The sequence below is a fragment of the Caulobacter sp. SL161 genome, from assembly GCF_026672375.1.
Classification (GTDB): domain Bacteria; phylum Pseudomonadota; class Alphaproteobacteria; order Caulobacterales; family Caulobacteraceae; genus Caulobacter.
The window spans coordinates 21,552-46,813 of sequence record NZ_JAPPRA010000002.1 but is presented as its reverse complement, the minus strand read 5'-3'; the positions used below and the strand labels follow the sequence as shown (position 1 = coordinate 46,813).

The 25,262-nt window shown below is 67.2% G+C and carries 19 protein-coding genes and 1 pseudogene; 6 read left to right on the top strand and 14 right to left on the bottom strand.

Translation table 11 applies throughout. The annotated features are described in order from the left end of the window. Positions 1–190: 190 nt before the first annotated feature. The 12 genes from OVA11_RS19585 to OVA11_RS19530 form a co-directional block, all read right to left on the bottom strand. Positions 191–4,621, bottom strand: coding sequence for a Dyp-type peroxidase domain-containing protein (locus OVA11_RS19585; protein WP_268069074.1), 4,431 nt, complete (start codon positions 4,619–4,621; stop codon positions 191–193). Between the two features lie 23 nt (positions 4,622–4,644). Further along, positions 4,645–6,348 carry a hypothetical protein gene (locus OVA11_RS19580; RefSeq protein WP_268069072.1) on the bottom strand — a complete coding sequence of 568 codons (1,704 nt, stop codon included), beginning with the start codon at positions 6,346–6,348 and terminating at the stop codon, positions 4,645–4,647. A gap of 756 nt (positions 6,349–7,104) precedes the next feature. Next, entirely contained in the window at positions 7,105–7,572 is a 468-nt protein-coding gene (locus tag OVA11_RS19575; protein WP_268069070.1) for an SRPBCC domain-containing protein, read from the bottom strand. 147 nt (positions 7,573–7,719) lie between these two features. Further along, positions 7,720–7,917 (bottom strand): hypothetical protein, encoded by a 198-nt coding sequence (locus OVA11_RS19570; RefSeq protein WP_268069068.1) that lies wholly within the window; start codon positions 7,915–7,917, stop codon positions 7,720–7,722. A gap of 69 nt (positions 7,918–7,986) precedes the next feature. Further along, positions 7,987–8,328 (bottom strand): DUF190 domain-containing protein, encoded by a 342-nt coding sequence (locus tag OVA11_RS19565; protein ID WP_268069067.1) that lies wholly within the window; start codon positions 8,326–8,328, stop codon positions 7,987–7,989. A 1-nt stretch (position 8,329) separates the two neighbouring features. Further along, positions 8,330–11,572 carry an efflux RND transporter permease subunit gene (locus OVA11_RS19560; RefSeq protein WP_268069066.1) on the bottom strand — a complete coding sequence of 1,081 codons (3,243 nt, stop codon included), beginning with the start codon at positions 11,570–11,572 and terminating at the stop codon, positions 8,330–8,332. Next, on the bottom strand, positions 11,569–11,949 hold the full coding sequence (locus OVA11_RS19555; protein WP_268069064.1) for a hypothetical protein: 381 nt from the start codon (positions 11,947–11,949) through the stop codon (positions 11,569–11,571). The genes OVA11_RS19560 and OVA11_RS19555 overlap by 4 nt, the downstream gene beginning before the upstream one ends. A gap of 67 nt (positions 11,950–12,016) precedes the next feature. Further along, on the bottom strand, positions 12,017–13,240 hold the full coding sequence (locus tag OVA11_RS19550) for an efflux RND transporter periplasmic adaptor subunit (protein WP_268069063.1): 1,224 nt from the start codon (positions 13,238–13,240) through the stop codon (positions 12,017–12,019). A gap of 9 nt (positions 13,241–13,249) precedes the next feature. Then, on the bottom strand, positions 13,250–14,476 hold the full coding sequence (locus tag OVA11_RS19545) for a TolC family protein (RefSeq protein WP_268069062.1): 1,227 nt from the start codon (positions 14,474–14,476) through the stop codon (positions 13,250–13,252). 57 nt (positions 14,477–14,533) lie between these two features. Further along, positions 14,534–14,839 (bottom strand): hypothetical protein, encoded by a 306-nt coding sequence (locus OVA11_RS19540; RefSeq protein ID WP_268069061.1) that lies wholly within the window; start codon positions 14,837–14,839, stop codon positions 14,534–14,536. A 139-nt stretch (positions 14,840–14,978) separates the two neighbouring features. Continuing rightward, complete coding sequence (locus OVA11_RS19535) at positions 14,979–16,934, bottom strand: cytochrome c/FTR1 family iron permease (protein ID WP_268069060.1); 1,956 nt, start codon at positions 16,932–16,934, stop codon at positions 14,979–14,981. Positions 16,935–16,983: 49 nt separating this feature from the next. After that, on the bottom strand, positions 16,984–17,640 hold the full coding sequence (locus OVA11_RS19530; RefSeq protein ID WP_268069058.1) for a cation transporter: 657 nt from the start codon (positions 17,638–17,640) through the stop codon (positions 16,984–16,986). A 69-nt stretch (positions 17,641–17,709) separates the two neighbouring features. Between OVA11_RS19530 and OVA11_RS19525 the strand changes: the two genes are divergently transcribed. Further along, on the top strand, positions 17,710–18,114 hold the full coding sequence (locus tag OVA11_RS19525; RefSeq protein WP_268069056.1) for a MerR family transcriptional regulator: 405 nt from the start codon (positions 17,710–17,712) through the stop codon (positions 18,112–18,114). A gap of 46 nt (positions 18,115–18,160) precedes the next feature. Here the strand turns inward: OVA11_RS19525 and OVA11_RS19520 are convergent, their stop codons facing one another. Then, on the bottom strand, positions 18,161–18,715 hold the full coding sequence (locus OVA11_RS19520) for a recombinase family protein (protein ID WP_268069054.1): 555 nt from the start codon (positions 18,713–18,715) through the stop codon (positions 18,161–18,163). A 116-nt stretch (positions 18,716–18,831) separates the two neighbouring features. Between OVA11_RS19520 and OVA11_RS19515 the strand changes: the two genes are divergently transcribed. From OVA11_RS19515 to OVA11_RS19505, 3 genes are all read left to right on the top strand, one after another. Next, complete coding sequence (locus tag OVA11_RS19515) at positions 18,832–21,786, top strand: Tn3 family transposase (protein WP_268069052.1); 2,955 nt, start codon at positions 18,832–18,834, stop codon at positions 21,784–21,786. An 81-nt stretch (positions 21,787–21,867) separates the two neighbouring features. After that, positions 21,868–23,121 (top strand): hypothetical protein, encoded by a 1,254-nt coding sequence (locus OVA11_RS19510; RefSeq protein ID WP_268069050.1) that lies wholly within the window; start codon positions 21,868–21,870, stop codon positions 23,119–23,121. 30 nt (positions 23,122–23,151) lie between these two features. Continuing rightward, a complete protein-coding gene (locus tag OVA11_RS19505) occupies positions 23,152–23,433 on the top strand; it encodes a hypothetical protein (protein ID WP_268069048.1) in 282 nt (93 codons plus the stop codon). Between the two features lie 227 nt (positions 23,434–23,660). Here the strand turns inward: OVA11_RS19505 and OVA11_RS19500 are convergent. Next, positions 23,661–23,766 (bottom strand): annotated as a pseudogene (locus OVA11_RS19500) (IS5/IS1182 family transposase); the annotation flags it as partial. A 117-nt stretch (positions 23,767–23,883) separates the two neighbouring features. Between OVA11_RS19500 and OVA11_RS19495 the strand changes: the two are divergent. After that, positions 23,884–24,087 (top strand): hypothetical protein, encoded by a 204-nt coding sequence (locus tag OVA11_RS19495; protein ID WP_268069046.1) that lies wholly within the window; start codon positions 23,884–23,886, stop codon positions 24,085–24,087. Positions 24,088–24,166: 79 nt separating this feature from the next. Beyond that, positions 24,167–25,030, top strand: a complete 864-nt coding sequence (locus OVA11_RS19490) for a hypothetical protein (RefSeq protein WP_268069044.1) — start codon at positions 24,167–24,169, stop codon at positions 25,028–25,030. Positions 25,031–25,262 lie beyond the last annotated feature (232 nt).

The following is a 25,262-nucleotide window of genomic DNA, read 5'->3' as shown; positions in this document are numbered from 1 at the left end:
GGAGCCGTTCAGGGGGCACATTGGTCGCCGCCGCGCAGCAATCGCCGGAAAAGATCGGGTCCGCACTTCCATTCGACTCCTTCACTTGGGCACCGCTGGTGTACGTCGCGTACGATCGACTTCCGGTAGTGAGATCCCGATCCTTCCGGGTAAAACTGCGGACGTCGCCGAGGCGACGCCCTTTCTTGCTTCATCGCCGGCCGCGCGTAATCAGGTGCGCCAGGGCCGAACGGCTGGGCAGGAAGAAGTACGCGCCGCCGCGAGGCTCGACATACGCATTCAACCCCCGCACGGTGATGGGTCCTGCGGCCGTGGGGATCGTGAAGACAGCGCCGCGATCGGCGGCATTCTGGCTCAGCAGGGGATCGCGCTCATTCACCAGCCCGTGAAACGCCGTGGCGTTGATCCAGGTGCGCTGGACGAACTCGAACTGTCGCTCGAAATCGGCGCAGAGGGCCATGAAGAGCAGGCCGGTCTTGCGACTTCGGTGGCCATCGGCGGCATAATCGTAGGCTCGCCCGCGACGCAGGATACGGTGACGGTTGGTGATCCGCTGCTCAGCGAGGTCTCCGGGTTCCTGGCTGTCGCGAGGATTGGCACGACGGATATGGGCTCCCAGCGGACATGCCAGGCCGCGAGGATCGTCCACGCCGTAGGTGAAGTCATTCTCGGGCTTCGGGGCCGAGGCGGGACCGTCCGGATTGCCGACCAGGGGGGAGCCATCGGGCCAGCGGCCAATGATTTTGGCGGCCACCCACATTTTCGACACCTTGCCGCCGGCCAGCTCGGCCAAGTCCGGATAGGACTTGCGCAGCGCGCGGCCGACGCGTTCGGCCTGGTCCCAGAATCCGGCGACGTCCTGGTCCAGCTGTCGCACGGCGATGAACGTGCCGTTGCGGCCGAAATCGCGGGCTTCGGCCTCTCCCTCGCGGTGGCCGAAGAACGGAAAGCGGTTGGTTCGCGTCGCCGAGATCGTGGGCAGGTTGCAGGCGGGGTCCAGCTCGGCCCCGACCGTGATCGACGGCGGGAAAAGGCCCTGGTGGTTGCGATAGCCGAGGAGAAACTCGCCAGGCGCGACCAAGTCGCGGTCCGGAACCGCTTGGGCGGCGCGGCGCGTTCCCCGGATCACCGGCTGCGAGATGCCGTCCTTGAACCCGAATGGCTCGACGTCTAGCCGGGGCGGACCGCAGTCCGGCCCGGCGACGGGCGCGCAGGGAACTGCATGGACGACAGCGCCCTGGAAATGCGCCAGCAACTGTCGATGATCGTCAACTAACTGGACGTGGGTGCGTCCGGCCTCATGGCCGTAGACCGTCAGCATGGCGTGGACCTTGTGCGGGTGGTCTGCCGCGTCGGTGAAGCGCCAAGCGGCCGCCGCTTCGGGCGCATCGCCCAGTAGCGCCGCCCTGGCGGCCATGGTCATGCGAAAGGCTGAGGGCATGGTCTCCAGGCCGCCCGGCCCGTCGAAGCCGGTCCGCTCCAGACCCTCCGCCGTCAGGCCGATTACCGCGCCGCCGACGGAGGCGGACCGATCGCCGAACAGCACCCTGGCCTCTTCGGGCAGGCGGATCACCTGTGAGCCTTTCGGCGACGGGTGCACCCAATGGTCGGGCGGCGGGTCGGCGATATTCATGATCGGCGACGGATTCAGCCCCGAGATCGCGCTGAGCCAGGCGGCGACGTGTTCTCTGTGGTTGGGAAGCCTCAGCATCAGACTGGTGGCCTCCTTCATCGAGCCCAAGCCGCTGAACACGATCGTCTGGGCTTCCTGCGTCTCCAGTTCGTCGGTCTCGCGCTGGCTGGAACCGAAGTTGGCCAGCCAGCGTCGGGCGTCGGTGTCGCTGGTCGCGCGGGCCAGGCCGTCCACGATCATGGCGTTGTTGCGGATCTGCTGAGCGGTCAGTTGCGGGAAGCGGCTGTACCAGAAGCGCGTCTCGCGCTGCTGCAGGCGGACCCAGCGCTTGAAGGCGTCTCCGTCGGCCGCGCCGCGATTGATCAGAAACCGGGTTGGCGGGAAGCCGACGCCATGCGACCAGGCCGCCGACTGTCCCTGATGAGCGCGGGTGATGAAGTCCTCCAGGTAGCTTTCCCAACTGCCATCGTAGTTGGAGAAGAAGACGAACTGGTCGCTGCCGGGCACACGGAACCAGCGGGCCTTGTGGATGGTGCCCATCGTCACGACGAAGCCGGGCCGGAAGAAGTGGGTGACGGACTGGCGGATGCCCCAAAGAGCGAAGGCGAAGCTCAGCCGCCGCAGCCAGCCCGGCTTGAATGGCATGACGGCGATGATGTGGTTTTGGGCCCGCCCCGGCGCGTCCTCGCGCTTGCCGATGGCCTTCAGGTGTTCCAACGACGCCGCGCGGGTGTCGACGGGGTCGTGAAACTCCTGCCAGTAGAGCAGGAGAGCCAGCAGGGTGAAGACCGCGACAACCGTCAGCAACGTCGCCGGCAGAGCACCGGCGATCGCGGGAACCAGCGCCACGATCCAGGCCCAGGGGGTCTCGGGCGGCATCGATCGCCAGACCAGCCGCACGACGCTCCAGAAGGCGAAGAGCGCGCCCGCGCCGTAGGCTATGAAGCGGTTCTCCGGCGCGATCAGAGTAGCGGCCAAACCGGCCAGAAGGCCCTTGGACTCCCAGTCGGCCATGGCCATTCGCTGGCGGCCGGGGCGCAGCACGGTCATGCGCAGGCGCTGGCGGTCGGCCGCCTTCTGAGCAGCCAGATTGACCTTGCGCAATCCCAGAAAGCTGTCGCCGCGGATCAGCCGCCGGGTGCGCAGCAGCACCGCCATCGCTCGAGTGTTGAGGCCCAGATTGCCCTTCAGATGCCGGGTCACAATCCTACGGGCGAAGTCGGCGACGCGTGCCTGCTGGGCAATGTCGGTCACCGACAGTTCGGGTAGGCCGTCGAAGTGCAGACCCGTCGGCCCCCAAGGACGCTGACGCAGCGGGACGAATCCCGCTCGCAGCCGCTGGGCCAGGGCCTCTTCCGTGAGGATCGGCCGGCCGGACGGCTCGCACCACGACACGATCGTCGCGAGCCAGCCGAAGCCCTGCCAGGCCACGTGATCGAGCAGGGCCATCTCGTCGCCGTCGCCGCTCAATTCAAGCAACAGGATCGAGTCCGGCGAGTCCGGCGCTCGCTCGATCACCGACAACGACGCGAACTGGACCCGGTCGCCCTTGGACAGGGTGTCGGCTACATGCGGCCGTGCGGGATAGCCCAGGGCGTCGATGTCCCGCTCGAGGAGCGCGCGGTCAGCGCCCGGGCGAACGGGCAGGGCGACGATCACCATGGCTCGCTTGGCGTTCGGCGCGTCGTACAACATGTCCATCCGGGTGGGATACGGGCCGTTGCGCGCCATCACGCCGAGCTTGCCGGGCGCGGGGCGCAGCCTCTCCCGGCTGAACAGGGCGATGAAAACCGCTTCGAGATGGGTCAGCGCGAGTTCGGCGCCCCAGCAGACGTGGGGACCGTCGCCGAACATCATCCACAGGCGCCGGATGGGCCATTCTCGCCCGGTCAGGCCTCGCCGGTCGCGAAGGGCCGAGGGTATGCAGGCCAGGACGAGGTCTCCTGGCCGGGTCCGGCGCGCGCGCCAGCCCTGGCCGATGACGGGCGGAACAGCGTCCCTCTTCGGGACATGCCGCCATAGGCCCGGGGACAGGGCCGGATTCAGACGGCCGGCCTCCAGCAGCGCCGCGCGCATGGCTTTCCTGTCGCCTTCGCGCGCCGCGTCACGGACGCGGGCCATCAGCGCAGGCTTGTCCCGCAGCACTTCCAGGATATTGCCAGCCGCCAGGGTGTTGGTAGGGACGAAGGCCGTTACTAGGCCGATGATCGTAGCACGGACCTGGGGCGGGGGGATCTTCTGGCCCGTGATCATCCGATCGATCAGGGTGGCCTGCACGCGTTGGCCGCGAGGGTGGGCGGCATTGTTCAGATTCACCCGGGCGATTGCGTCGTCGATGACGCTGGCCAGATGGATGCTCGCCGTCCTAGCTTGGCGATGGACATTGGCGTCGCCGAAGAAGTCGCCGAACAGCTGCAGCGACACCGCCATCGTCCACTGGCCGAAGGTGTCCGGGTCGTGGACCGTCAGTCCAAAGTACCGGCACAAGGCTTCAGTGGCGGTCCGTGAGATCAGGTCGCGCATCACGTCGATCCGCCCGCCGCCTGCGTCCAGGAGCGCCGTGGCGTCGCCAAGCACGTTGTCGAAGAGGGCCTGCAGGTCGCCGGGGCGCACGGCGGCTTGGAGGCCCTCGCGCAGGATCGCGTGCTCAGGGTCGTCGATACTGAGGACGTTGTCGCATCCGCCGCCCAGATCCCGCATTTCCGGGCCGTAGACGACCTTGAAGCCGACGTCGTCCCGCAGCACTTGCTCGACGTCTTGCGTCCGGGTGACCAGGACCAGCCGGCCGAAGCGGGGATTGGGCCAGACCTGCCGCAGGACGAAGGTCACCGCCGGCAAGACCCGCCGCAGCAGGAAGCGGCCGATCCCACCTCGCTTGGCGCCGCCGCCTAGGCTCTCGAAGTCGAACGGCGGCAGCGGGCGGCCAGCGCTGGCCGCGTCGTCCCTGATCAGCGCCTCGATCCGCGCGAAGTATTTTATATCGGCCATAGTCCCCCCCCGGGGTCATGGTTTCAGCAGACGGCGAGCTTCGGTGCTGCCTTGACGGGCTGGCCACCCGCCAGGGCCTGCTGCAACCGCTTGTTCCAACTACGATCCCGGAATGGCAGCCATTCCAGCGCGGCCGGGTCGTAGTCCGGCTTGATCCGGCGCAGGGTCCCGCGCGCTTCGAGCCAACGCTCCTGCTCGCCGGCCATCCACAGCGCGGCCGTCTTCAGGACATGGCCGTAGATATAGGCGGGGCGACGGGCCAGGGCGTTATCGGCCTCGACGATCGCCGCGGCGAAGTCGCCAAGCATCAGCTGCGCCAGCGCCAGTTCGCCGAACTGATGGAAGTTCTGGGTGTCCAGAGGATTGAGGCGCAGCGCCATGCGGAGCAGCTCCAGCCCCTCGTTCGCCCGTCCCGACAGGGACAGGCAGCTACCGAGCTGGCCATAGGCCGACGACAGGCTGGGATTGAGGGCGATCGCCTCGCGCATCAGGGCCTCGGCGCTCTCGTGGCGCGACAACCACAGGTCCAGAATGCCCAGCAGCAGGTGGCCGCGCGCGTCGTAGGGGTCCATGTCCCGGGCCAGGGCCATACGCTGGCGTAGCGCCTCGATCGGCGCGGCGCCGGCTCCCGCCGCCCACAGCTTCCAGGCCTCGGCGTAGCCGCGTTCGATCATCACCTCGGCCGAGGTCGGGCGGGCCCGGATCGCCATCTCCAGCAAGTCTTCGGCGATGCGCGCGTCCTCGCGGGTCAAGCGTCGCATGTGCCAGCGCGCGCGCCACACCAGCTCGTCCGGCGTCAGGCCCTGGACCAAACGGTCGCGCACCCGCTGCTGCTGGTCGGTTTCGATCAGCATCGACAAGGCGGCAACGGCGTCGGTGGCGACGCGATCGATATCGGAGGCCGCCACCGGGTCGCCCAGTTCGTAGCGGCGCGACCACAGCAGCCTTCCGCTGCTGGTCTCCGAAAGCGTCAGGGTGAAGTTGCGTCCGAGGCCCAGCCGGCAGTGCAGCAGGTAATCGACGTTCAGGAGCCTGCCGGCCCGCGTCACCGCCTCGTTGCCGTCGATGCGCAAGGCCCCGAGCGGGGCTCCGACCAGCGGCAGCCAGCGCAGGCGCGCCAGGCGGTCGGTCAGGTCCTCGGCCACGCCCTCGAGCAGGACGGCGTTCTCGGGCGAGAGGTTCTGCTGCTGCTGGACCAGCACGCTGATCGACGGACGCCCGGCGAATGGATCGACGACCTGGCCGGGATCGGGGCGCGCCGGGGCGGCGGCCATGGCGTCGTCCCGGGCTTTGGCGATCGCCTGGCGTTCCTCGCGCAACCAGTCCTCGAAGGCCTCATCCGCGGCGATGTCGACGCCTTCGAGGAACTCGCCGCGCACCTCGCCCGCCCGGCCGCGATCCCTAACGTCGACCACGATCCGGCCCAAGTTGACGGCGACCGACTCGCGGTCGGTCAGCAGAAGCGGCGGTGGGGCGGGGCCGTTGAGCAGCGACCGCAGGTTCGACAGCTCGCGCCGCAGGCTGGCCTGGGCCTGGGGGCGGGCGCGGTCGCCCCATAGCCGCTCCTCCAGCCAGAGGCGGGACCGTTCGCCGGACCGCGCGGTGGCGAGCATGGCCAGCAGGATCCTGGAGCGCTTCGACTTAATCGGAATACGCGATCCGTCGGGCGCGAACAGGCGGAATGCGCCCAGGAGTTCCAGTCGAAATCGCTCCGTGTCCGGCGGCATGAATGTTCCCCGACAACATCCGAACGCCGCCGGGCCCGCCGCCGGCGGCGTGCGGCGCGACCGCGCGCGCTCACCGTGACGGACGATCCGAGCCCTGCTCTACGCTTCAGATACCCCGACGCCTTATACCACCAAAGCGGGTGCATTAGAACCGTCGCGGAACGTTGTTTTCCGACCGTTGCGAATGGCGCCCGCAATTGGGGCAAATCCGCCCGGCGGAAGGCGCGGAACGGGACCGTTGGCCTCGTCGGGCGCGGCGACGTCGTTTTCACGCTGGACGGATGCCCGTGTCACGCTCCTCGAACCCCGACGGGCCAAACCTTCCGCGCGGCGAACGGCCGTGGGAACTGCAGGAGGGTGAGATGAAGCGCATGGTTGTCGTCGCCGTGGCGGCGAGCGTGCTTATGAGCGTGCCACAGGTTTCGGCGGCCCATGGGGCTCACCTCAAGGTTTGTGCGCTAATATACGCTAAGAAGAACACAGCGTGAACTCCACCCTTCCGAGAAGAGCGGGGAGCGCAGGTTCCGTCGGCCGACGAAGTTGTCTGTTGAACCCGGGCGTTATGGTTTGGGATGGAGCTGCGCCGCCAGCGTCTTTAACCGCCGTCGGGCCTCGACCAGCCGGCCGTCGGCGCGATTCTCCTTGGGCTCACCTCAAAGGTTTGTTCGCTAGAAGGCGCTATTGCGGTCGGCCCAGTAGCCGTCGTTGGTCATTGAGTGCGCCTCGCCGGAGGACGTTGATCGCGATCGCGCACCTTCAGATCCGAGTGCGCGGTCTCTGGCGGCCCCCGCTGGAAGACGGGGCGTTGGTGGTCAAATACCGATCCAAGGCCCTGTCGGCGGCTTCGCTAGCCGACCGCAGGTTAGCCACGGAGGGCGGCGCAAAGCGGAACAGGAACTCCGCGGGGCCTGTCATTTCCGTGCGATGGCGCAGCAAGGTCCCTCGTCGGCTGGGCGTCAGCAGAAACAACTCCCGGCCCTTCAAGAACGGGCTGCCGGTGTCGAACGCGATGGCCCCGCCCAGCGACAGAACGCTGATGCGGCCACTAACCTTGCGTCGCCGTTCGGAAGTGGCGCCGATCGCCATCTTCACCTTCTGGCCCAAAGCCGGCTCTCCGGCGATCGATCGGAAGGGATGCCATTTCGGATAGCCGGGGAAATCTGTGAGCGCGCGCCAGACCTTCATGGGCGGCGCGGCGATGTCGATCTGGGTCTCAATGATCATGGCTGCTCCCTAGAGGTTGTTCGACATTGACGTTGTGGCTGAGCCGGACGAGACCGGCATGGAGGTCTCGTGCCGGATGGCGCCAGGACGCAGGTCACCCAAGAGGATCCGGCCACGGCCGGGACCCAGGTCCTTCCCGCCCCGCGCTCACGGATGCAATTGGTCCAGGTCTGCGCAGGATGTGCGCTCGGTCTGGATCGTGAGGTGGTGCAGGTCAAAGTCCTCCTTGGGGCGTATGGAGATGGCCCGTCGAACCGCTTCGGCGTCGGCCCCCTCAGCGAGGACCACGTGCGCAGTGCAACTGGTCTGGCCGGCGGTGTGATCGAGGCTATATCCAGCGCCCATGGGCTTCTCCAGTGAGCATCGCGTGATCAACAACGGCGCGCCGGTCCAGGCCGGCGCGCCGCCCCTGGCCTAGTAGTGGTGGCGATGACCGCCGTAGCGGACCACGTCGATCTTCTCCAAGGTCACCAGCCCGACCTCGTCCTCAGGCTGCAGCGTGGCGATAAATGCCCGCAACGAGGTCTCGACATCGACGATCTCGACGACGACCGGCAGGTTGGGCGCCAGGTCGAAGGCCTTGCCGCCATGCAGGGTGCTGGAGGCGCCATAGCCCCGCAGCCCGCGCAGGACGGTGGCGCCGGCCAGACCCATCGACCGGGCGCGTTCGACCAGGACGTCGAAGAAGCGATGATCGCCGATCATGGCGTTCTCATCGGTATAGATGCGTAGCAGCAGTGCTTGGCCCGGGGTCATCTTAGGCTCCTTGCTCCTGAGTTTCCGGCGAAGGCTCGCGCAGGTCCTTGGCGGTCTTGCGCAGCACGAACCGGCAGATGGCCGGCAGGACGAACAGGGTCAGGGCCGTGGCGGTGATCAGGCCGCCGATGACCACGGTGGCCAGCGGGCGCTGGACCTCCGCCCCGGTCTCGGTGGCAAGCGCCATGGGCACAAAGCCAAGCGAGGCCACCAGACCCGTCATCATCACCGGCCGGAGCCGCTCCATGGCCCCGTCGATGATCGCCTTCTCCAACTCAAACCCAGCTGCCAAGCGCTGGCGGATGGCAGTCATCATCACCAGGCCGTTGAGCACGGCCACGCCGGACAGGGCGATGAACCCGACGGCGGCCGAGACCGAGAACGGGATGCCGCGTAGCGCCAGGGCGAATACCCCGCCGGCCAGGGCCAGGGGAATGGCCGAGAACACGGCGACAGCGGGCGCGAAGCCCCCCAGCGCCATGTAGAGCAAGGCGAAGATCAGCAGGAAGCAGAGCGGGACGACCAGGGCGAGCCGCGATTGCGCCGCCTTGAGGTTCTCGAACTGCCCGCTCCACTCTATCCACGACCCGGCCGGCAGCTTGACTTGGGCGTCGACCTTGGCCTGGGCGTCGGCGACAAACGAGCCGAGATCATTGCCCCGAACATTGGCCTGGACGACGACGCGGCGCTTGCCGTTCTCACGGCTGACCTGGTTGAGGCCCTCCGAATAGGAGAAGCGGGCGACGTCGCGCAGCGGGACCGAAAGGCGCGCGCCGCCCCCTGCCCTTTCGGGCAGCATCACGGGTAGCGCTCCGACCGCGTCCAGATCGTTGCGAGTGGCGTCAGGAAGCCGCACGACGATGTCGAAGCGCCGGTCGCCCTGGAAGACCAGGCCGGACTCGCGCCCGCCCATGGCCACCGCCAGGGTGTCGGCGACCTCCTCAACCGTCAGGCCCAGGCGACCGATGGCGTCGCGATCGAGCGAGACGTCCAGGGTCGGGAACCCCGAGGTCTGCTCGACCTTGACGTCGGCCGCGCCCTTGACGCTTTGCAACGCCTTGGCGATCTGGCCGGCGCTGGCGGTCATGGCGTCCAAGTCATCGCCATAGACCTTGATCGCCACATCGCCGCGCACACCGGCGATCAGTTCGTTGAACCGCATCTGGATGGGCTGGCTGAACTCGTAGACGTTGCCCGTCAGGCCTTCGAGCTTCTTCTCCATGCGGGTGACGAGCTCAGCTTTCGTCTCCTTCTTGTTGGGCCATTCGTCCTGCGGCTTGAGAATGATGAAGCTGTCGGACGCATTGGGCGGCATCGGATCGCTGGCGACCTCGGCGGTGCCGGTTTTGGAGTAGACGAACTGCACCTCCGGGAAGGTGGCGATGGTCCGCTCGATCTGCCGCTGCATGCGAAGCGACTGCTCCAGCGAGGTCGAAGGGATCCGCAGCGCTTGGACGGCCAGGTCCTTCTCGTCGAGCTGCGGCGTGAACTCCCGCCCCAGGAACGAGAAGGTGACCATGGCCACCAAGAACATGCCGACCGCCGCGCCGATCACGGGCCAGGGCCGGGCTACGGCCTTGCGCAGTAGCGGCTCGTAGCGAACCTTGGTCCAGCGGACCACGGCCACTTCCTTTTCGGCGACCTTGCCGCGGATCACCAAGGCGATCATTGCCGGGATGAAGGTCAGCGACAGCACGAAGGCTGCAGCCAGGGCCAGCATCACGGTGATGGCCATCGGCGAGAAGGTCTTGCCCTCGACGCCGGTGAAGGTCAGCAGCGGGGCGTAGACCAGCAGGATGATCGCCTGACCGTAGACGGTCGGCGAGATCATCTCGCGCGCCGCCTCGCGGGTTTCCTGAAGCCGCTCCGACAAGGTCAGCAAACGACCCTCGCGGTGCTGGCGTTCGGCCAGGCGGCGCAGGCTGTTTTCGACGATGATCACCGCGCCATCGACGATCAGGCCAAAGTCCAGGGCGCCCAGGCTCATCAGATTGCCCGACACCCCCAGCCGGTTCATGCCGATGGCGGTCATCAGCATCGAGAGAGGGATCACCAGGGCGGTGATCAGCGCCGCCCGGAAATTACCCAGCAGCAGGAAGAGCACCACGATGACCAGCAGCGCGCCTTCGACCAAGTTCTTCTCGACAGTCTTGATGGTGGCGTTGACGAGCTTGGAGCGGTCATAGACCACCTGCACCTTGATACCGGGCGGCAGGCTCTTGATGATCTCGGCCAATCGCTCGGCCGAGGCGCCGGCGACGGTGCGGCTGTTCTCGCCGGTCAGCATCAGGACGGTGCCGACCACGACCTCCTCGCCGTTCTCCGAAGCCGCGCCGGTCCGAAGTCCGCCGCCGACTTGGACATTGGCCACGTCGCGCACCCGGATCGAGACGCCTTCGCGGCTGGCGACCGTGGCGTTGGCGATCTCGTCGATATTGCGCACCCGCGCGTCGGCGCGAACCAGATAGGCCTCGCCGCCCCGCTCCAAGAAATTGGCGCCGACGGCGAGGTTGGCCGCCTCCAGGGCCTTGCCCAGCTCGCTGAACGACACGCCGTAGGAGGCCATGCGCGCGGGGTCGGCCTGGACGGCGAACTGCTTTTCATAGCCGCCGATGGAGTCGACGCCGGCCACCCCGGCCACGCCTCGCATCTGCGGCCGGACGATCCAGTCCTGCACTTCGCGCAGATAGGCCGCCTGGGCGACGGCGTCGGTCAGGCGCTCGCCCGCCGGTGTCAGATAGGCGCCGTCCGATTGCCAGCCCGGCGCGCCGTCCTGGACCTTGGCGCCGCGCCCGCCGGGGTGGTCGTAGGCGACCGTCCACATCAAGACCTCGCCCAGGCCCGAGGAGATCGGGCCCATGGCCGGTTGCGCGCCGTCGGGAAGGGTTTGGCCCACGCTGGTCAGCCGTTCGGAGACCTGCTGGCGCGCGAAATAGAGGTCGGTGTTTTCCTTGAAGACGATGGTGACCTGGCTAAAACCGTTGCGCGAGATCGAGCGCGTGCTTTCCAGCCCTGGAATGCCGGCCATCGCCGTCTCCACCGGGAAGGTGACGAGCTTTTCGACCTCGGCCGGGGCCAGAGCCGGGACGACGGTGTTGATCTGCACCTGCTTGTTGGTGATGTCGGGCACCGCGTCGATCGGCAGCCGCACCAGGTTGTAGACACCCAGGGCCGCGATCAGGGCGACAACGCCGATGATCGCCCAGCGGGCGCGGACCGAGAAATCGAGAATCCTGCCGATCATCGCGCGGCCTCCGAAGGCTCGGCCGCATGGGCGACGGGACTATAGCGAACGGTGACACGGGCCACCTGGCCCGCGCTTAGGCCCGGGAAGTGGGCCTGATAGCGCGCCGGGTGATTGTGCCCGCCCCCGCCTAGTGAACCGCGCCAGACGACCGAAGAGGCGCCCAACCGGGCGCCGGCCGCATCATAGGCTTCGACGTCGAGGCGCCCCTGCACGCCGGCTTTCCAGAGGGGAGCTCGACGCACCAATCCAGACACGCTCAGGCCATCGACGTCGTTCCACGCCGTCGCGGTGAGCACCTTCAGATGGCCCTGGCTCGCGAGCTCGAAGGCGGGTTGGGGCCTTGCCCGGCCCTGGGCCAGCGCTGGCGTCGTCATGATCGCCAAGATGGCGAGACAAGCGCAAGCGTTGGCGGGGATCGCGAGGTTTCGCATCGTTGCGCGCCTAGTGCCCATGCTCGGCCTCCCCCTTGCCAAGCTCGGCCTTCAGAAGGAATGCGCCCTGGCCGGCGATCTGTTCTCCGGCCGTGACGCCTGAGAGAATTTCCACCCGGCCGCCGCCTCGCCGGCCGATCTTCACCGGCCGCGCCGTGAACCCGTCCTTGCCGCGAATAAAGACAGTGTCGGCGCCTTCGACCGACTGCACCGACTCCTCGGGTACGGAGAACCGATCGCCCGAAGCCGCGCCGCGCGGCGTGATCCGCACCCGCAGGGCCTGGCCCGGCACGAGGCCGGCCTGACCTTGCGCGAGGGTGAGGATCGCCGTGGCGGCCCGGCTTTCGACGTCAACGCCGGGCGTGATCGACCGGACCACGGCAGGGATCGTGCCCTGGGCGGTTTCGATCATGGCGCCATCGCCAGCGGCGATGCGGGCGGCGTCGGACGATGGCAGAGCCGCCTGGACCTCGATCTTGCGCGGATCGGCGATGCGGAAGAGTTCGGTACCGGCCGTCACATAGGATCCCAGCACGGCCGGGGCCGCGGTAATGCGGCCGGAAATCGGACTGGAGACGGTCACGAAGCGACCGTTGGCGCTGACGCCGGCGGCGAGGCCGGCGCTGGAGGCGCGCCGCAGCTCGGCCTCGGCGATGGCGACCTCCGCCTGGGCCGCTTCGAGATCCTGACGGGCGGTGATCTTGGCGTCAAACAGGCGCTTCTCGCGCGCATAGGCCTGGCGAGCGGCGGTGGCCTTGGCGGCGGCGGCGGCGCGTTCGGCGCTGATGGCCGCCGCGTCGCGGCTTTCGATCGAGGCCAAGGCTTCGCCGGCGCGCACCGGGTCGCCAAGACGCTTGTTGATCCGCACCACGGCTCCGTCGGCGCGAGCGGCCAGGGTGGCCGCGCCGTCGGGCGAGGCGATCACCGTGGCCTGCGCCAGGATGCTAGCTCTCAGATCGCCGGCGGCGAGGGTTTCCAGACGAATGCCCGAAGCGGCCAGCCGCTCGGCGTTCATCTCGATATGGCCTTCTTCTTCCTCGTGTCCGGCCTCGGCTTCACCTTCCTTATGACCGGCTTCGCCTTCCTTGTGCTCCTCCTCGTTGGCGGCGGCGGCAGGCGCCTCGGCCTTGGGCGCAAGAAGCGAGCGTCCGATCACGGCGCCGACGCCGGCGGCCAGCAGGCTGCTGATCGCCACGGCGGCCAGCAGAGTCTTTTTGTCAGTGGGTCTGGGCATGTGGAGGTCCTATTGCGCGGCGGCGCGTTCGAGCGCGGCCAGCGCCTTGGCGCGCTCAAGGCGCGCGGCGATCAGGTCATTGCGGGAAGCCGACAGTGCGGCCTGGGCGTCCAGGACATCGAGCAGCGAGAACTTGCCGGCCTGGAAGCCCTGACGGGCGAGGTCCACGGCCTGCTGCGCCTGGGGCACGGTGCGGCTTTGCAGCACCTCCAGGCGAGCTGCGGCGGCCCGCAGGGAGGCTTGCGCGTCGCGAACCGCGCGGACGGACCGGGCCAGAACGAGGCGCTCGCGCGCCTCGGCCGCCGTGGCGTCGGCGCGAGCGGCGGCGACATTGCCCTGGTTGCGATCCCGGATCGGAATGGGCGCGGTAAAGCCGACGACCAGGGCCTGATCGCCCGTCTGCTCGAAGCGCCGGACACCAGCCTGAATCGTCAGGTCGGGCTTGCCGGCCGCGCGTTCGCGGTCGATTGCCGCTTGCGCGGCTTCCCGCTCGGCCTGGGCCAGCCGAACGTCCAGGGAAGCGGTCGGGTCGATCACCGCCGACGGCGCCGGCCCGGTCGGCGGTTCGACCAACTCGATCGCCGGGTCGGGATCGGCCCAGAGACTGGTCAGGGCGCGTCGGGCGGCGGCGGCCTGAGCCTCAGCCGCGAGCACGGCGGCGTCGGCTTCGTCGCTGGCCGTGCGAGCCCGCAGGGCGCGTAGCGGCGGTTCGCGACCTGCCTCGACCAGCGTCGTGGCGACACGGGCCAGATCTTCGGCGCGTTCGGCGGCTTCCTTGGCCAAGGCGACCCTAGCATCGGCCTCCAGCGCCTCGGCATACTGCGTCTTCACCTCCTGGATGAGGTCGGCCCGAGCGATGGCGACACGAACGACGGCGGCCTCGACCTCGGCCTGGGCGGCCGCGGCCCGGGTTCGGCGCTTGCCGCCCAGCTCAAGGCGCTTGCCGATCGAGAACGTCGTCTCGGCGCCGGAAAACCCCTCATAGGGACCGGAGCCGGCGATATTCTCGCTTTCCAGGCTGGCTTCCGGGTTGGGCGAGAAGCCGGCCTGACGCGCCCGACCCTGGGCGGCGGCGAGCGCGGCCTGGGCCGAGGTTATCAGCGGCGATTGGGCCTGGGCCCGCTCTAGAGCGGCGGCCAGGGTGATTGGAGCGGCGGCCGCGCACAAGGGCGCGCCGAGGCTCGCGAAAACCGCGACCGCACCGAGAACGGCGGGTCGGGCAGAGAGCGATGACATGAAATGTCCCTACTTGCGATCTGACAGGGGCGAACACGCGCGTCGGCGCGGCCGGGGTCAGGCGCGAGGGGGCTCTTTGATGCGGTCCGGCCAGGGCGACGACGGTATGCCCGGGCTGTGCGGCGCGACTCGACTGGCCATCACGCGCAGCGTGCTGATTTGCGCTGTCTCGACGCCGATGACCGGCGACCCATGATGGCAATGGCCGTGAACACAGGCCTCGCCGCCATCGCTTTGATGACGGTCTTGCGAGTCGTCTTCGACGGCATGTTGAGCCACGGCCGATTGGTCGATCGTCGTCACGGTAGATTCAGCGCCGCAGATCGCGGCGTCGACGTTCGGAGCCACGACGATGGCTAGCATCAGGCAAGCGCAGACCACGCCTCCCACCTGCCTTAGCCATGTCCTCAACCTCGTCATGCTCGTCCTATAGCGTGCGCATGGCAGCGCGGGAACGCGTTATATAGTCACAAATCCCTATGGCTGGGGCTGCGGAACAAGATCACGCCGAGGCGCCGGCCTTGGCGCCCGTGGCGGCACGCCGCGACCACCAGAACCCGCTCACGAGGACGACGAGCGTCAGGACCTGAGCCGACACTCCCTCGATTGTCGGGAACAAGCCCAGCAGTTCGATGCGCGGCAGGGCCAGCGGATGCAAGTCGAGCATCCCCGCCTCCTGCAGCGCGGCCACGCCCTTGCCGGCCAGGACGACCGCCAGGATCGCCATCAGGATGGCGCTGTACTCGAAGAACTGGCCGATCGGCAGGCGCTTGGAGAAGCGCAGCATGACCCAGGCGATGGCGGCCAGCACGACGATCGCGCAACCCACCCCGGCCAGCACCGCCCCGGCCCCGCCCTGGGTCCAGAGGGCCGTCAGGAACAGGATGGTCTCGAAGACCTCGCGATAGACGACGATGAAGGCCAGCAGGAACAGGAACCAGGCCGACTGCTTGGACAGGGCGTGGGACAGCTTCTCGCGGATATAGACCTGCCAGGCGTCGGCCTGGGCCTTGCCGTGCATCCATAGGCCCACCGAGATCAGCACCACGGCGGCGATGATCGAACCGAAGCCCTCGGTCAGTTCGCGGCTGGCGCCGCTGATCGAGATGAAGAAGGTCGCCGCCGCCCAGGTCAGGCCGCCGGCCGCCAGGGCCGCGATCCAGCCGCCGTGGACGTAAGGCAGGACGTCGGTCCGCTCGGCCTTGCGCAGGAAGGCGATCATGGCGACCACGATCAACAGGGCCTCCAAGCCCTCGCGCAGCAGGATGGTGAAGGCGCCGGCGAAGCTCGACAGGCTGCTGGCCTTTTCCGGCGCCAGAGCCCGGCCGGCCGCGGCGAACAGGGCGTCGAGCCGTTCGATCTGGCTCCTGACCTCGCTGGCGGGCGCGGCCTTGCCGATCGCGCCGCGCACGTCGCCCATCGCCCCTTCGATCCGGCGCATCAGCGCCGGGTCGCGCGCGCCCAGCGACGGCTCGACCGGCTCGAAGCCGTCAAGATAGGCCGCCAGCGCCAGGTCCGCCGCGCCCTTGCGATCTCCCGCCTCATAGGCCTTGAGACTGGCGGCGAGCTTCTGGCGCGCCACGTCCAGCGAGCCGCCGCCGGTCCGGGTGACGACCTCCGGATGGCGGCGCAGATAGGCCGTCAGGGCCCGCGCCTTGGTCTCGCCGATGGCCGAGGCCAGGGCGGCGGGCGTGGTCTGGGTCAGGGTCTGAAGGTCCGGGAAGCGGGCCCGCACGGCGGCGTCCTCGTTCCACAGTTTCTCGCCTTGGGCGGCTTCGGCGTCGCTGAAGGCGAAGCGCCCGACATAGAAGGCCAGGTCCCAGCGGTCGTCGGAGGGCAGGTGGGCGTAGCTGGCCATGGCGGTGCCGTCGAGGCCCTGCTGAATCACCTGATAGAGCCCGAAGACGCTGCGCTGGCGGGCGCGCTCGGCGTCGGCGAAGGCGATCGGCGGCGGATCCAGGCCCGCCGCGTTGGGCCCGTCCGCCTTGCCGGTCTCGCCGTGGCAGGCCGCGCAGTTCTCCGCGTAGAGGGCCGCGCCCCGCGCCAGGTCCGGCGCCCGCCGGGGGGCCAGCGGCGTGGGATAGGCGACCAGCAGCGCGTTGGCCAAGGCGTGGGCCTTGGCCGAGACCACGGCCGGCTCCTGCCTGGCGGCGATGGTCGCCTGCAAGCTTTCGGCCTGGGCCAGCAATTGAGGCTGGGCCTTGGTGGCCGGCAGGCCGGCGATGCGGTCGCGCACCTGACCGGCGAACTCGTTCATCTCGGCATATTCGGAAGGACTGACCACCTTGCCGTCCTTCACGGCGCCGGCGTAGTCGACCGAGAGATAGTCGAGCAGCCGCCAGGCCGTCTGGGACGAGGACGCCTCCTGGGCGTGGGCCATGGGCGCCGCCGCCAGGATCAGGACCGACAGCAGCGCGCCAAGGATCGAGGCCAGACGCCCCTTGAGACCAGTAATCATTATCAATCCATGAGCGCGAAGCGGCGTGTTTGGCAAGAGCTTGAGCATGTCAGGCGGGGGTGGCGTCGGCGCGGTGTTCGGCGCGGGCTTGGCGAATGATCTGATAGGCCGAGCTCAAGAAGACGCCGGCCAGCAGCACGCCGACGATGAGATCGGGCCAGCGCGAGCCGGTCAGCCAGACCATGACCCCCGTGGCGGCGACGGCCAGGCATTGGATCAGGTCGTTGCGGGTGCAGAGCCAGACCGACCGGACGTTGGCGTCGCCGTCGCGATAGCGAACCAGCAGGGCGGCCGCGACGAGGTTGGCCAGGGCGCCGAACAGACCGAGCGCCGAGATCGCCTCGCCCGACGGCGCCGCGCCGCTCCAGGCTCGCCAGGCGGCGAAGCCGACGACGGACAGAGCCACCGCGCCGAGGCTGACGCCCTTGAACAGGGCCGCGCCGGTGCGGATGGTCACCGAGCGTCCGATGGCCCACAGGCTGATGGCGTAGGTGGCGCTGTCGGCCAGGAAGTCCAGGGCGTTGGCCGACAGGGACGCCGAACCCTCGATCAGGCCGCCGATCAGCACCACGACGAAGCCGAGCAGGTTGATCGCGATCACCCAGGCCAGGGCGCGGCGATAGGCCGGGGTGGCGCCGTCGAACTTCACCTCGGCGCCGCAACCGCAGCCCAAGACGGCCGGCTTGCTGGAACAAGAGTCGCTCATGGCGTCATCCATGCATCCTCTAGCCACTAGAGGATCAAGGGCCTATTTGCCTAAGGCGAGGAAAATTCCATGACCCTATCGATCGGCCAGCTGGCCACGGCCTCCGACGTCAAGGTCCCGACCATTCGCTTCTACGAGCAGATCGGGCTGCTGCCGGCGCCGATCCGCGCCGCCAATGATCGGCGGGTCTATGACGCCACCGCCGTCCGGCGCCTGGCCTTCATCCGTCACGCGCGCCAGCTCGGCTTCTCGGTCGAGGCCATCCGCAACCTGCTGGACCTCTCCGACAATCCCGAGCGCCCCTGCGGCGAAGCCAACGCCTTGGCCGTCCATCAGCTCGAAGACGTCGAGGCCAAGATCGCCCAGTTGGAGACGCTGCGCGACGAGCTGCGGCGGATGGTGGCGGCCACCTGCGACGGGCGGGCCGCCGACTGCAGGGTGATCGAGGCGCTGGCCCTCACGACGGAAACCTGATTGTCGCCACGCTCGCGACGGCCAAGCCGGCAGATCGGCCCGCCCTTCATATTTCAGCCGGCGGGATGCGCCCGATGGTCGCTTTGCTGACGCCCAGAACCCGGGCCAGATGGCGCACGCTCTCGCCATTGGCCCGTTGCTGGGCAACGAAAGCGCGTTGCGCCACGGTCAGGCTGTGACGGCGGCCAAGCTTCACACCGCGGGCCTTGGCGCGTTCGCGGCCTTCGCTGGTGCGCGAACGGATCAACTCGCGCTCGAACTCGGCCAGGCCGCCGAGCACCGTCAGCATCAACCGGCCATGCGGGGTGGTGGTGTCGGCCCAGGTGTCTCGAATTGAGCGGAACTTCGCGTCTTTCTCGGCGAGCGCCGCGAGGACGTTGAGCAGGTCGCGGGTCGATCGCGCCAGTCGATCCAGTCGAGTGACCACCAGCACGTCGCCGGCGGCGAGCGAGGCGATGGCTTTCTTGAGCTGGGTGCGATCGGTCTTGGCGCCGGACGCGGTCTCGCTGAACACCTTCTCGCAGCCGGCGGCCGTCAGTTCGGCGACCTGCGCGGCGACGCTCTGACCGTCGGTCGAAACCCGTGCATATCCGCAAATCATGCGCCTATTTCTGAGACTATAATTCGAGACACGCAAGCCGCTGTTTTCGTTGAGGCTGGTCAGCGTCTCTCATTTCGTGAATTCTGAGCCGCCGCAGAAGCGGCGGAGACATTCCGATGGCGCGGCGAAGCTTGCTCACGGGTGACGAACGGCGAAGGCTGTTCGAACCTCCGGTCACTGATCGGGAAGTGGCGCGATACTATACGCTGTCGCCCGAAGACCTGCGGTGGATCGACATCCGCAAGGGTCCCGCCAACAAGCTCGGTATTGCGCTGCAGCTGGCGCTGCTCCGACATCCAGGATTTGGATGGCGATATGGTGAAGCCGTGCCCTTGGTCGTCACGCGGTTCCTGGCTGCACAGCTCCATGTGTCGCCATCGGCCTTAAGCGACTATTCCAAACGGCCCCAGACTCGTCTCGACCACACCGGTCAGCTCTACAGTCGGCTAGGATTGCGCACATTCGTTCGCGACGATCTTCGTCAGGCCGTGTCAATCGCTGCCGCGGCGGCCGGGGCGACGGACAAGGGCGGGCCGATCATTGAAGCCCTGATCGCAGACCTGCGCGGGCGCCGGATTGTGTTGCCGTCTCCAGATACCCTGGAGCGTGTCGGTTTGGCCGGTCGCTCCCAGGCCCGGCGCAAAGCCGCAGAGGACCTCCTGGCGCCGCTCACGCTTTCGCAGTTGGAGGCTGTCGACCGCCTACTGATCAGCGATCCGGCTTTGCGCAAGTCGCCTCTGGCCTGGCTGCGTGAAATTCCAGAATCCCCCAGCGCTGCGAACATGGCGGCCGTCACCGAGCGCTTGGCTTACATTCGTGAGATGGGTATCGATCCGGTGATCGCCCAATCCATCCACGAGCGCCGCTTCGAGCAATATGTGCGTGAAGGTTCCGTCGCACCGGCCTTCCTGCTCAGCGGCTACAGCGTCGGCCGCCGCCGCGCGACCGTAGTGGCGCAACTGATCTTTCTGGAAAGTCGCCTCAGCGACGCCGCCACGGACATGTTCGACAAGATGGTCGGCTCGCTGTTCGCCAAGGGGCGGCGAGGCCGCGAGCGCAAGTACCAGGCCAGCAGCCGCGAGATCAGCCAGCTCATGCGCTTGTTCAGTGGTGTGATTGGCGCAATCGACCAGGCCAGGATGGATGGCGGTGACGTGCTCGATCGCATCGACGCCCAGGTGGGCTGGTGGAAGGTTCTCGCGGTCCGGCCCAAGATCGACGCCCTGGCGGCTCTCGCCATCGAAGATCCCCTGGTCAGCGCCGCAGATCGCTACGGGGCGCTGCGCCGGTTTGCTCCAACGTTCCTGGAGCACATGCAGTTCAGGGCCGGAACCGGCGGCGCGCCCTTGCTCAAGGCGCTGGAGATCCTGCGTGACCTCAACCAGTCCGGCCGGCGGGAGCTTCCCAGTGACGCCCCGCTGCCGTTCGCATCCAAACAATGGAAGGCCTTGGTCAAGCCGGCCGGAGGACCGATCAACCGACGCTTCTATGAGACGGCCGTTACAGCGACGCTGCGTGATCGCCTTCGATCCGGCGATGTCTGGATCGAGGGCTCGCGCTCCTACAAACGATTTGCTGACTATCTGCTGCCCAAGGACGAAGTCGCCGCCGAAGCCAAGGCGCTGGCCGTAAACGTCGAACTGAGAAGTTATCTGGCTGAGCGGGCCGGCTTCCTGGATCAGCGGCTGGCCGTGTTCGCCAGGCGGTTGACCAGAAATGACCTGATCGGGGTGACGCTGAAGGGCCAGGAGCTGTCGGTCACGCCCGTCAAGGCCAATGCGCCAGACGAGGCCCGCTCTCTGGACCGGGCGATCGACGCGCTACTGCCGCGCGTCCGGATCACTGAACTGCTGCGAGAAGTCGACGTCTTGACAGGCTTCTCCTCGATGTTCCGCGAGCTACGGTCCGGGAAGGTCCACGATAATTCCAACTGCATCCTCGCCGCCGTCCTGGCCGACGCCACCAATCTGGGCCTTGAGCGCATGGCCAACGCCAGCCAGGGCGTCACCTACGCTCAGCTCGCCTGGACCCAGAGCTGGTATCTGAGCGAGGAGAACTACAAGGCCGCGCTGGCCAGGATTATTGAGGTTCATCACGCCCAACCGTTCGCGCGACATTGGGGCGATGGCCAAGCCTCGTCGTCCGACGGCCAATTCTTCCGATCCGGTCGACGGCGGGGCGGCGCAGGCGAGGTGAACGCCAAGTATGGGCCCGAGCCTGGCCTACGAATCTACACCCACCTGTCGGATATGCACGGCTCGTTCAACACCCGCGTGCTATCAGCCACCTCATCGGAAGCGCCCTATGTGCTCGATGGCCTGATCGGCCGCGGGGGCGGCGAGCACTATACCGATACTGGCGGAGCGACTGACCACGTCTTCGCGCTATGCCACCTGCTCGGCTACCGCTTCGTCCCGAGGCTTCGCGATCTGCAAGATCGACGGCTGGCCATCATCGGCGCAAAGCCGCGCCAGAAGATTCTGGAGCCGCTTTTAGGCCGGCCTATCCGGGTCGATGTGATCGAGGAGAACTGGGATGACATCGTCCGGCTCGCAGCCTCGATCAAGGCCGGCTCAGTCGCTCCATCGGTCATGCTCAAGAAGCTGTCTGCGTTCAAGCGCCAGAATCGTTTGGACATGGCCCTGGCCGAGGTCGGCCGGATCGAGCGCACGCTGTTCACCCTGGATTGGTTGGAAAGCCCTGAACTGCGCCGACGTTGCCAAGCCGGGCTCAACAAAAGCGAGGCCCGCCACGCGTTGGCTCAGGCAGTGTTCGTTCACAAGCAAGGCCGCATCGCTGATCGCACGCTGCAAAACCAGGAGCACCGCGCCTCGGGCCTCAACTTGGTGATCGCCGCCATCGCGCTTTGGAACACATTATATATGCAGCGGGCCGTCGAGCATCTGCGCGAGCGGGATGTGGCTGCTCCCGACGAGCTTCTGGCGCACCTGTCGCCGATGAGTTGGGCTCATGTCGGCCTCACGGGCGATTACCTCTGGGCCGACGCCGCAAACGCAAGCGGGTTCAGGCCGCTGAACGATCCGGCTGACCGGCTCTACCGCGCCGCATAGATCGTGTTCCCGGTTCGTGCTTCTAACCGAGGTTTAGCGAACAAACCTTGAGGTGAGCCCCATGGCGAGGCGATGGCCGGCATGGCGGTCGCGGGGACGGTCGATGCGGCCGCCCAGTCGATCCGGGACAACGCCAAGGCCGTAATCCAGCAGTTGGAGCAGAGCTTCGGGATCAGCTCGTTCCGCGCCCGCCAGGACCTGGCCTATCTGATCGCCGAGATCGACGACGTCGCCATCCGCCAACAGGGCAAGCTGCTCAGCCAGCTGAATAAGCAGGAGCGCCAGCTGTTTGTCGACAGCAACAACCTGCTGGTCAACGCACGGCGCCAGGCAGATGGCACGTTGCAGGGCGTCCAGAAGGTGGCCGAGACGATGGAAGGCGGCGTGTCCCGCCTGCCGCTGGCCGACCGCAGCCCGCGCGTACTGCGCGCGCGGCCGGAATATCTGGTGACCCAGGCGGGCGAGGGAGCGGTCAGCATCCGCGCAGAGGGCAGCCTTCTGGGCTCGGGACCGGCGATCCTGCGCATCGGCGACCAGAAGTGCGCCCTGGCCGCTCAGACCGAGACCGCAGTCACCTTCCAGTGCGCGGCGGCGATTTTCCGGACGAAGGACGCGCCGACCACGGTCACCTCGGACCTGGAGGTCACGGCTCCGCGCGGCTTCCTCGACGTGATCCTGTTCCGCCCGGCGAAGATCAAGAAGTACCATCTGGCGACGGTGGTCGCGCCTGCAAAGCTCGGCACCTACACGATCGAGGGGGCCTACGACACCACAGTGCGCGAGACTCAACCCCGCGACGGCCGGATCGAAGCCTCGAACGAGCACTGCCAGGGCGAGCGCGTCCATGGCCCGTTCCGCTTCTCGGCGACCCCCGGCTGGTCGGTCGATCCGGCCAGCATCCGCGAGGGAACCGTCCATGGGACCAACCGCCAGGCCAGCATCGAAGGCCCCCACGAGGTGGCCTTCAGTGGCTTCTACTACAATGCCAAGCTGAAGAATGGCGGCGAGTGCGTGAAGGTACTGGGAAAAATCGTGAGCTACGACGCGCGCGCCTGGCGCAATCAGGATGTGCTCTGGACCGAGTATCGCGACGTCGATCGCGAACAGCCCCTGGCCCTGGCGGGCGCCGGCATCGCCTGGGGCGGCGACGTCTCAATCGCGCTGCCGCCGCGGATGAAGTGGTTTCGCGTCAAGGTCCGCCAGATCGACGGCCAGGAGCGCGTGATCATCGACCGGGACGAAAAGAACGACTGGTTCTCGCTGGACCACGACGCGGAGCAGCGGACCATCGTCATCCGTCCGCGCAGCCTGGACGAAGCCCTGGCATTGCGCTGACGATGATCACCGGCCCTTGTCGGGTAGGCTATGCGCCCCGACATCGTTCCCCAGAAGATCGTGCGCCCTCTGCCGCCCGAGCGGATCCGTCGCTATCGCCGCAACATGCGCGATGACATTCCGCGCGGCGAACTGGACGATGGCCGTGGGCCGAACCAGATCGGCCTGATCGGCCTTGCGGTGTTCTTCGGCGGATTCATTCTCTGGCCCGCCTTTGCGCCGACGCCGGTTCCGCCGAGGGGCCGGATCGGGCGCCGGTCGGCCCGCGATGAAGGATTCCACCAGGAAGTGGCCTTTGATCCAGTCGTTTAGATGACCCAGGGCTCGTGCGGCCGCGAAGCGCTTTGACGAGCAGTACGAAGGCCGAGCGCCAATCGGGCGAGTTGGCCAGAAGGCGGGTGAGCAGTCTGTCCGCGGCGCGGCCCGAGTTGGCGCCTTCGACGTTGCCGCGCTCGACCTCTTGCATGAAGTCGGCGTTGGGTCCGCCGATGAAGGCGAGCACGACTTCGAAGTTCGCGTCGCGGCGGCGGGGATCTTCGATTCAGCACCCAGCGGTCGTCCACCCGGGGCTTGCCGTGGCTCTTGGGGAAACAAGGCTCCAGCCGAGTCATCTTGCTCGTCCGTCAGCCAATACAGGTCACTCACGATCCAACCCCCTCAGGAGCCCGAATCAGACCGCGCCCCTCGGATCAATGGGTCCTGAGTCTAGCTGAAGTATCTCCCCTTCAAACGGATGCGCCGTTTCGCTGTAGCGAGGAACTGATGGCCCAAAAGCCCGAGTGCAAGTATTGCCATCAAACCTCGTGGCACAGCGCCAGGCTCTGGGCCGAACGCCACATCCAACAGACCGGGCACACTGTTCAGGTGTCGTTGTACTTCGACATGCGCGACGCTGACTGGCAGGCCAAGCTGTCGCCTGAACGACGCGGAAAAATTGAAGAGGTCCGCAAGTCGGGCGTCGCCTAGGGCCTGGACGGATCGCTGCTCGCCGGCCGCAAGCACTAGGCCGGTCGACATCGGGATCATTCAGCGCAACCTTGCGGCCATGGAACACCAGACTGCCCAGCATGATATTCCGGCCCTGGACCAATGGGCCAAGGACCTCGGGGATATCGGCTGGTTCATCCCGCCGTTTGTCCAGATGGGCGTGCTCGACCAGGTCGTGAAAGCCGCCAGGGCGACGGCCAGCTTTGGCCAGAGCCAACTAGAGGCCGAGCTTATCCAAATCTACCGGCCCATCAGCCTAGCGGCCATGCTGACCGAGCGCTACGTGCAGGCAGCGGTGATCCAAGACTATGCCGTCACCATCGGGGAGGCGATCGAGGCGCACGTGCTGGGCCTCGATCACCTCGCGGTAGGCGGTTTGGTGCCGGTGATCGAAGGAGCAGGGCGGCGGCTCGCGGTCCTTAACGGGCTGTCGGGCGACGGTCATCTGAAGGTCGTCTTCGGCAGCTTGATCGAGGCCTGCAAGTCGCAGGCCCAGGACCGCAAGCTCGGAACGGTCGGCGAAGTGCTCAGCATGCTGGACAGCTTCGGCACCTTCCTGGACCGATACCTCTACGCTGGATCCAGCCGCTACCCTCTGGCGGACAAGACCAACCGACACGGCATCGCCCATGGCGCTTACGACGATGCTGACTACGGTCGACCGATCAACTTCTACAAGACGATCGCCGCGATCGATTTCCTGACCTTCGTGTCCACCTTCGTCGGTGGAGGGTCCTGGATGGCACCGCCGCTGACGCCCAGGGCATTGCTGCTGGCCCGATCTTGGCTTGAGCAGCGCGCCACCCGAGATGCTCGGCTGGGCCGGACACTGGGCGAACCGATGGCCACTGAGCTGAGCGAACTTCGCGACGCGGCATCCTGGTTGGCGACGCTACCACTCGACGACGCCATGCAGCTCTAAAAATTGTTGGAAGAGGAGTCCACCGGCACGCTCAGTGAGCGAAAGCAATACATAATATTTCTGATAAGATATATTAGGCGATAATATGCTGTAGCCGCCATTTAGTAATGTTGTCGAAGACTCCAAACCCTGCGAAACTCACGCCCCCTTACGAGATTTTCGTTCCAGAAACAACGTCATAAAAAATCCGCTCGTTACAAACCAAGTTATATAAATACTGATACCGTACATA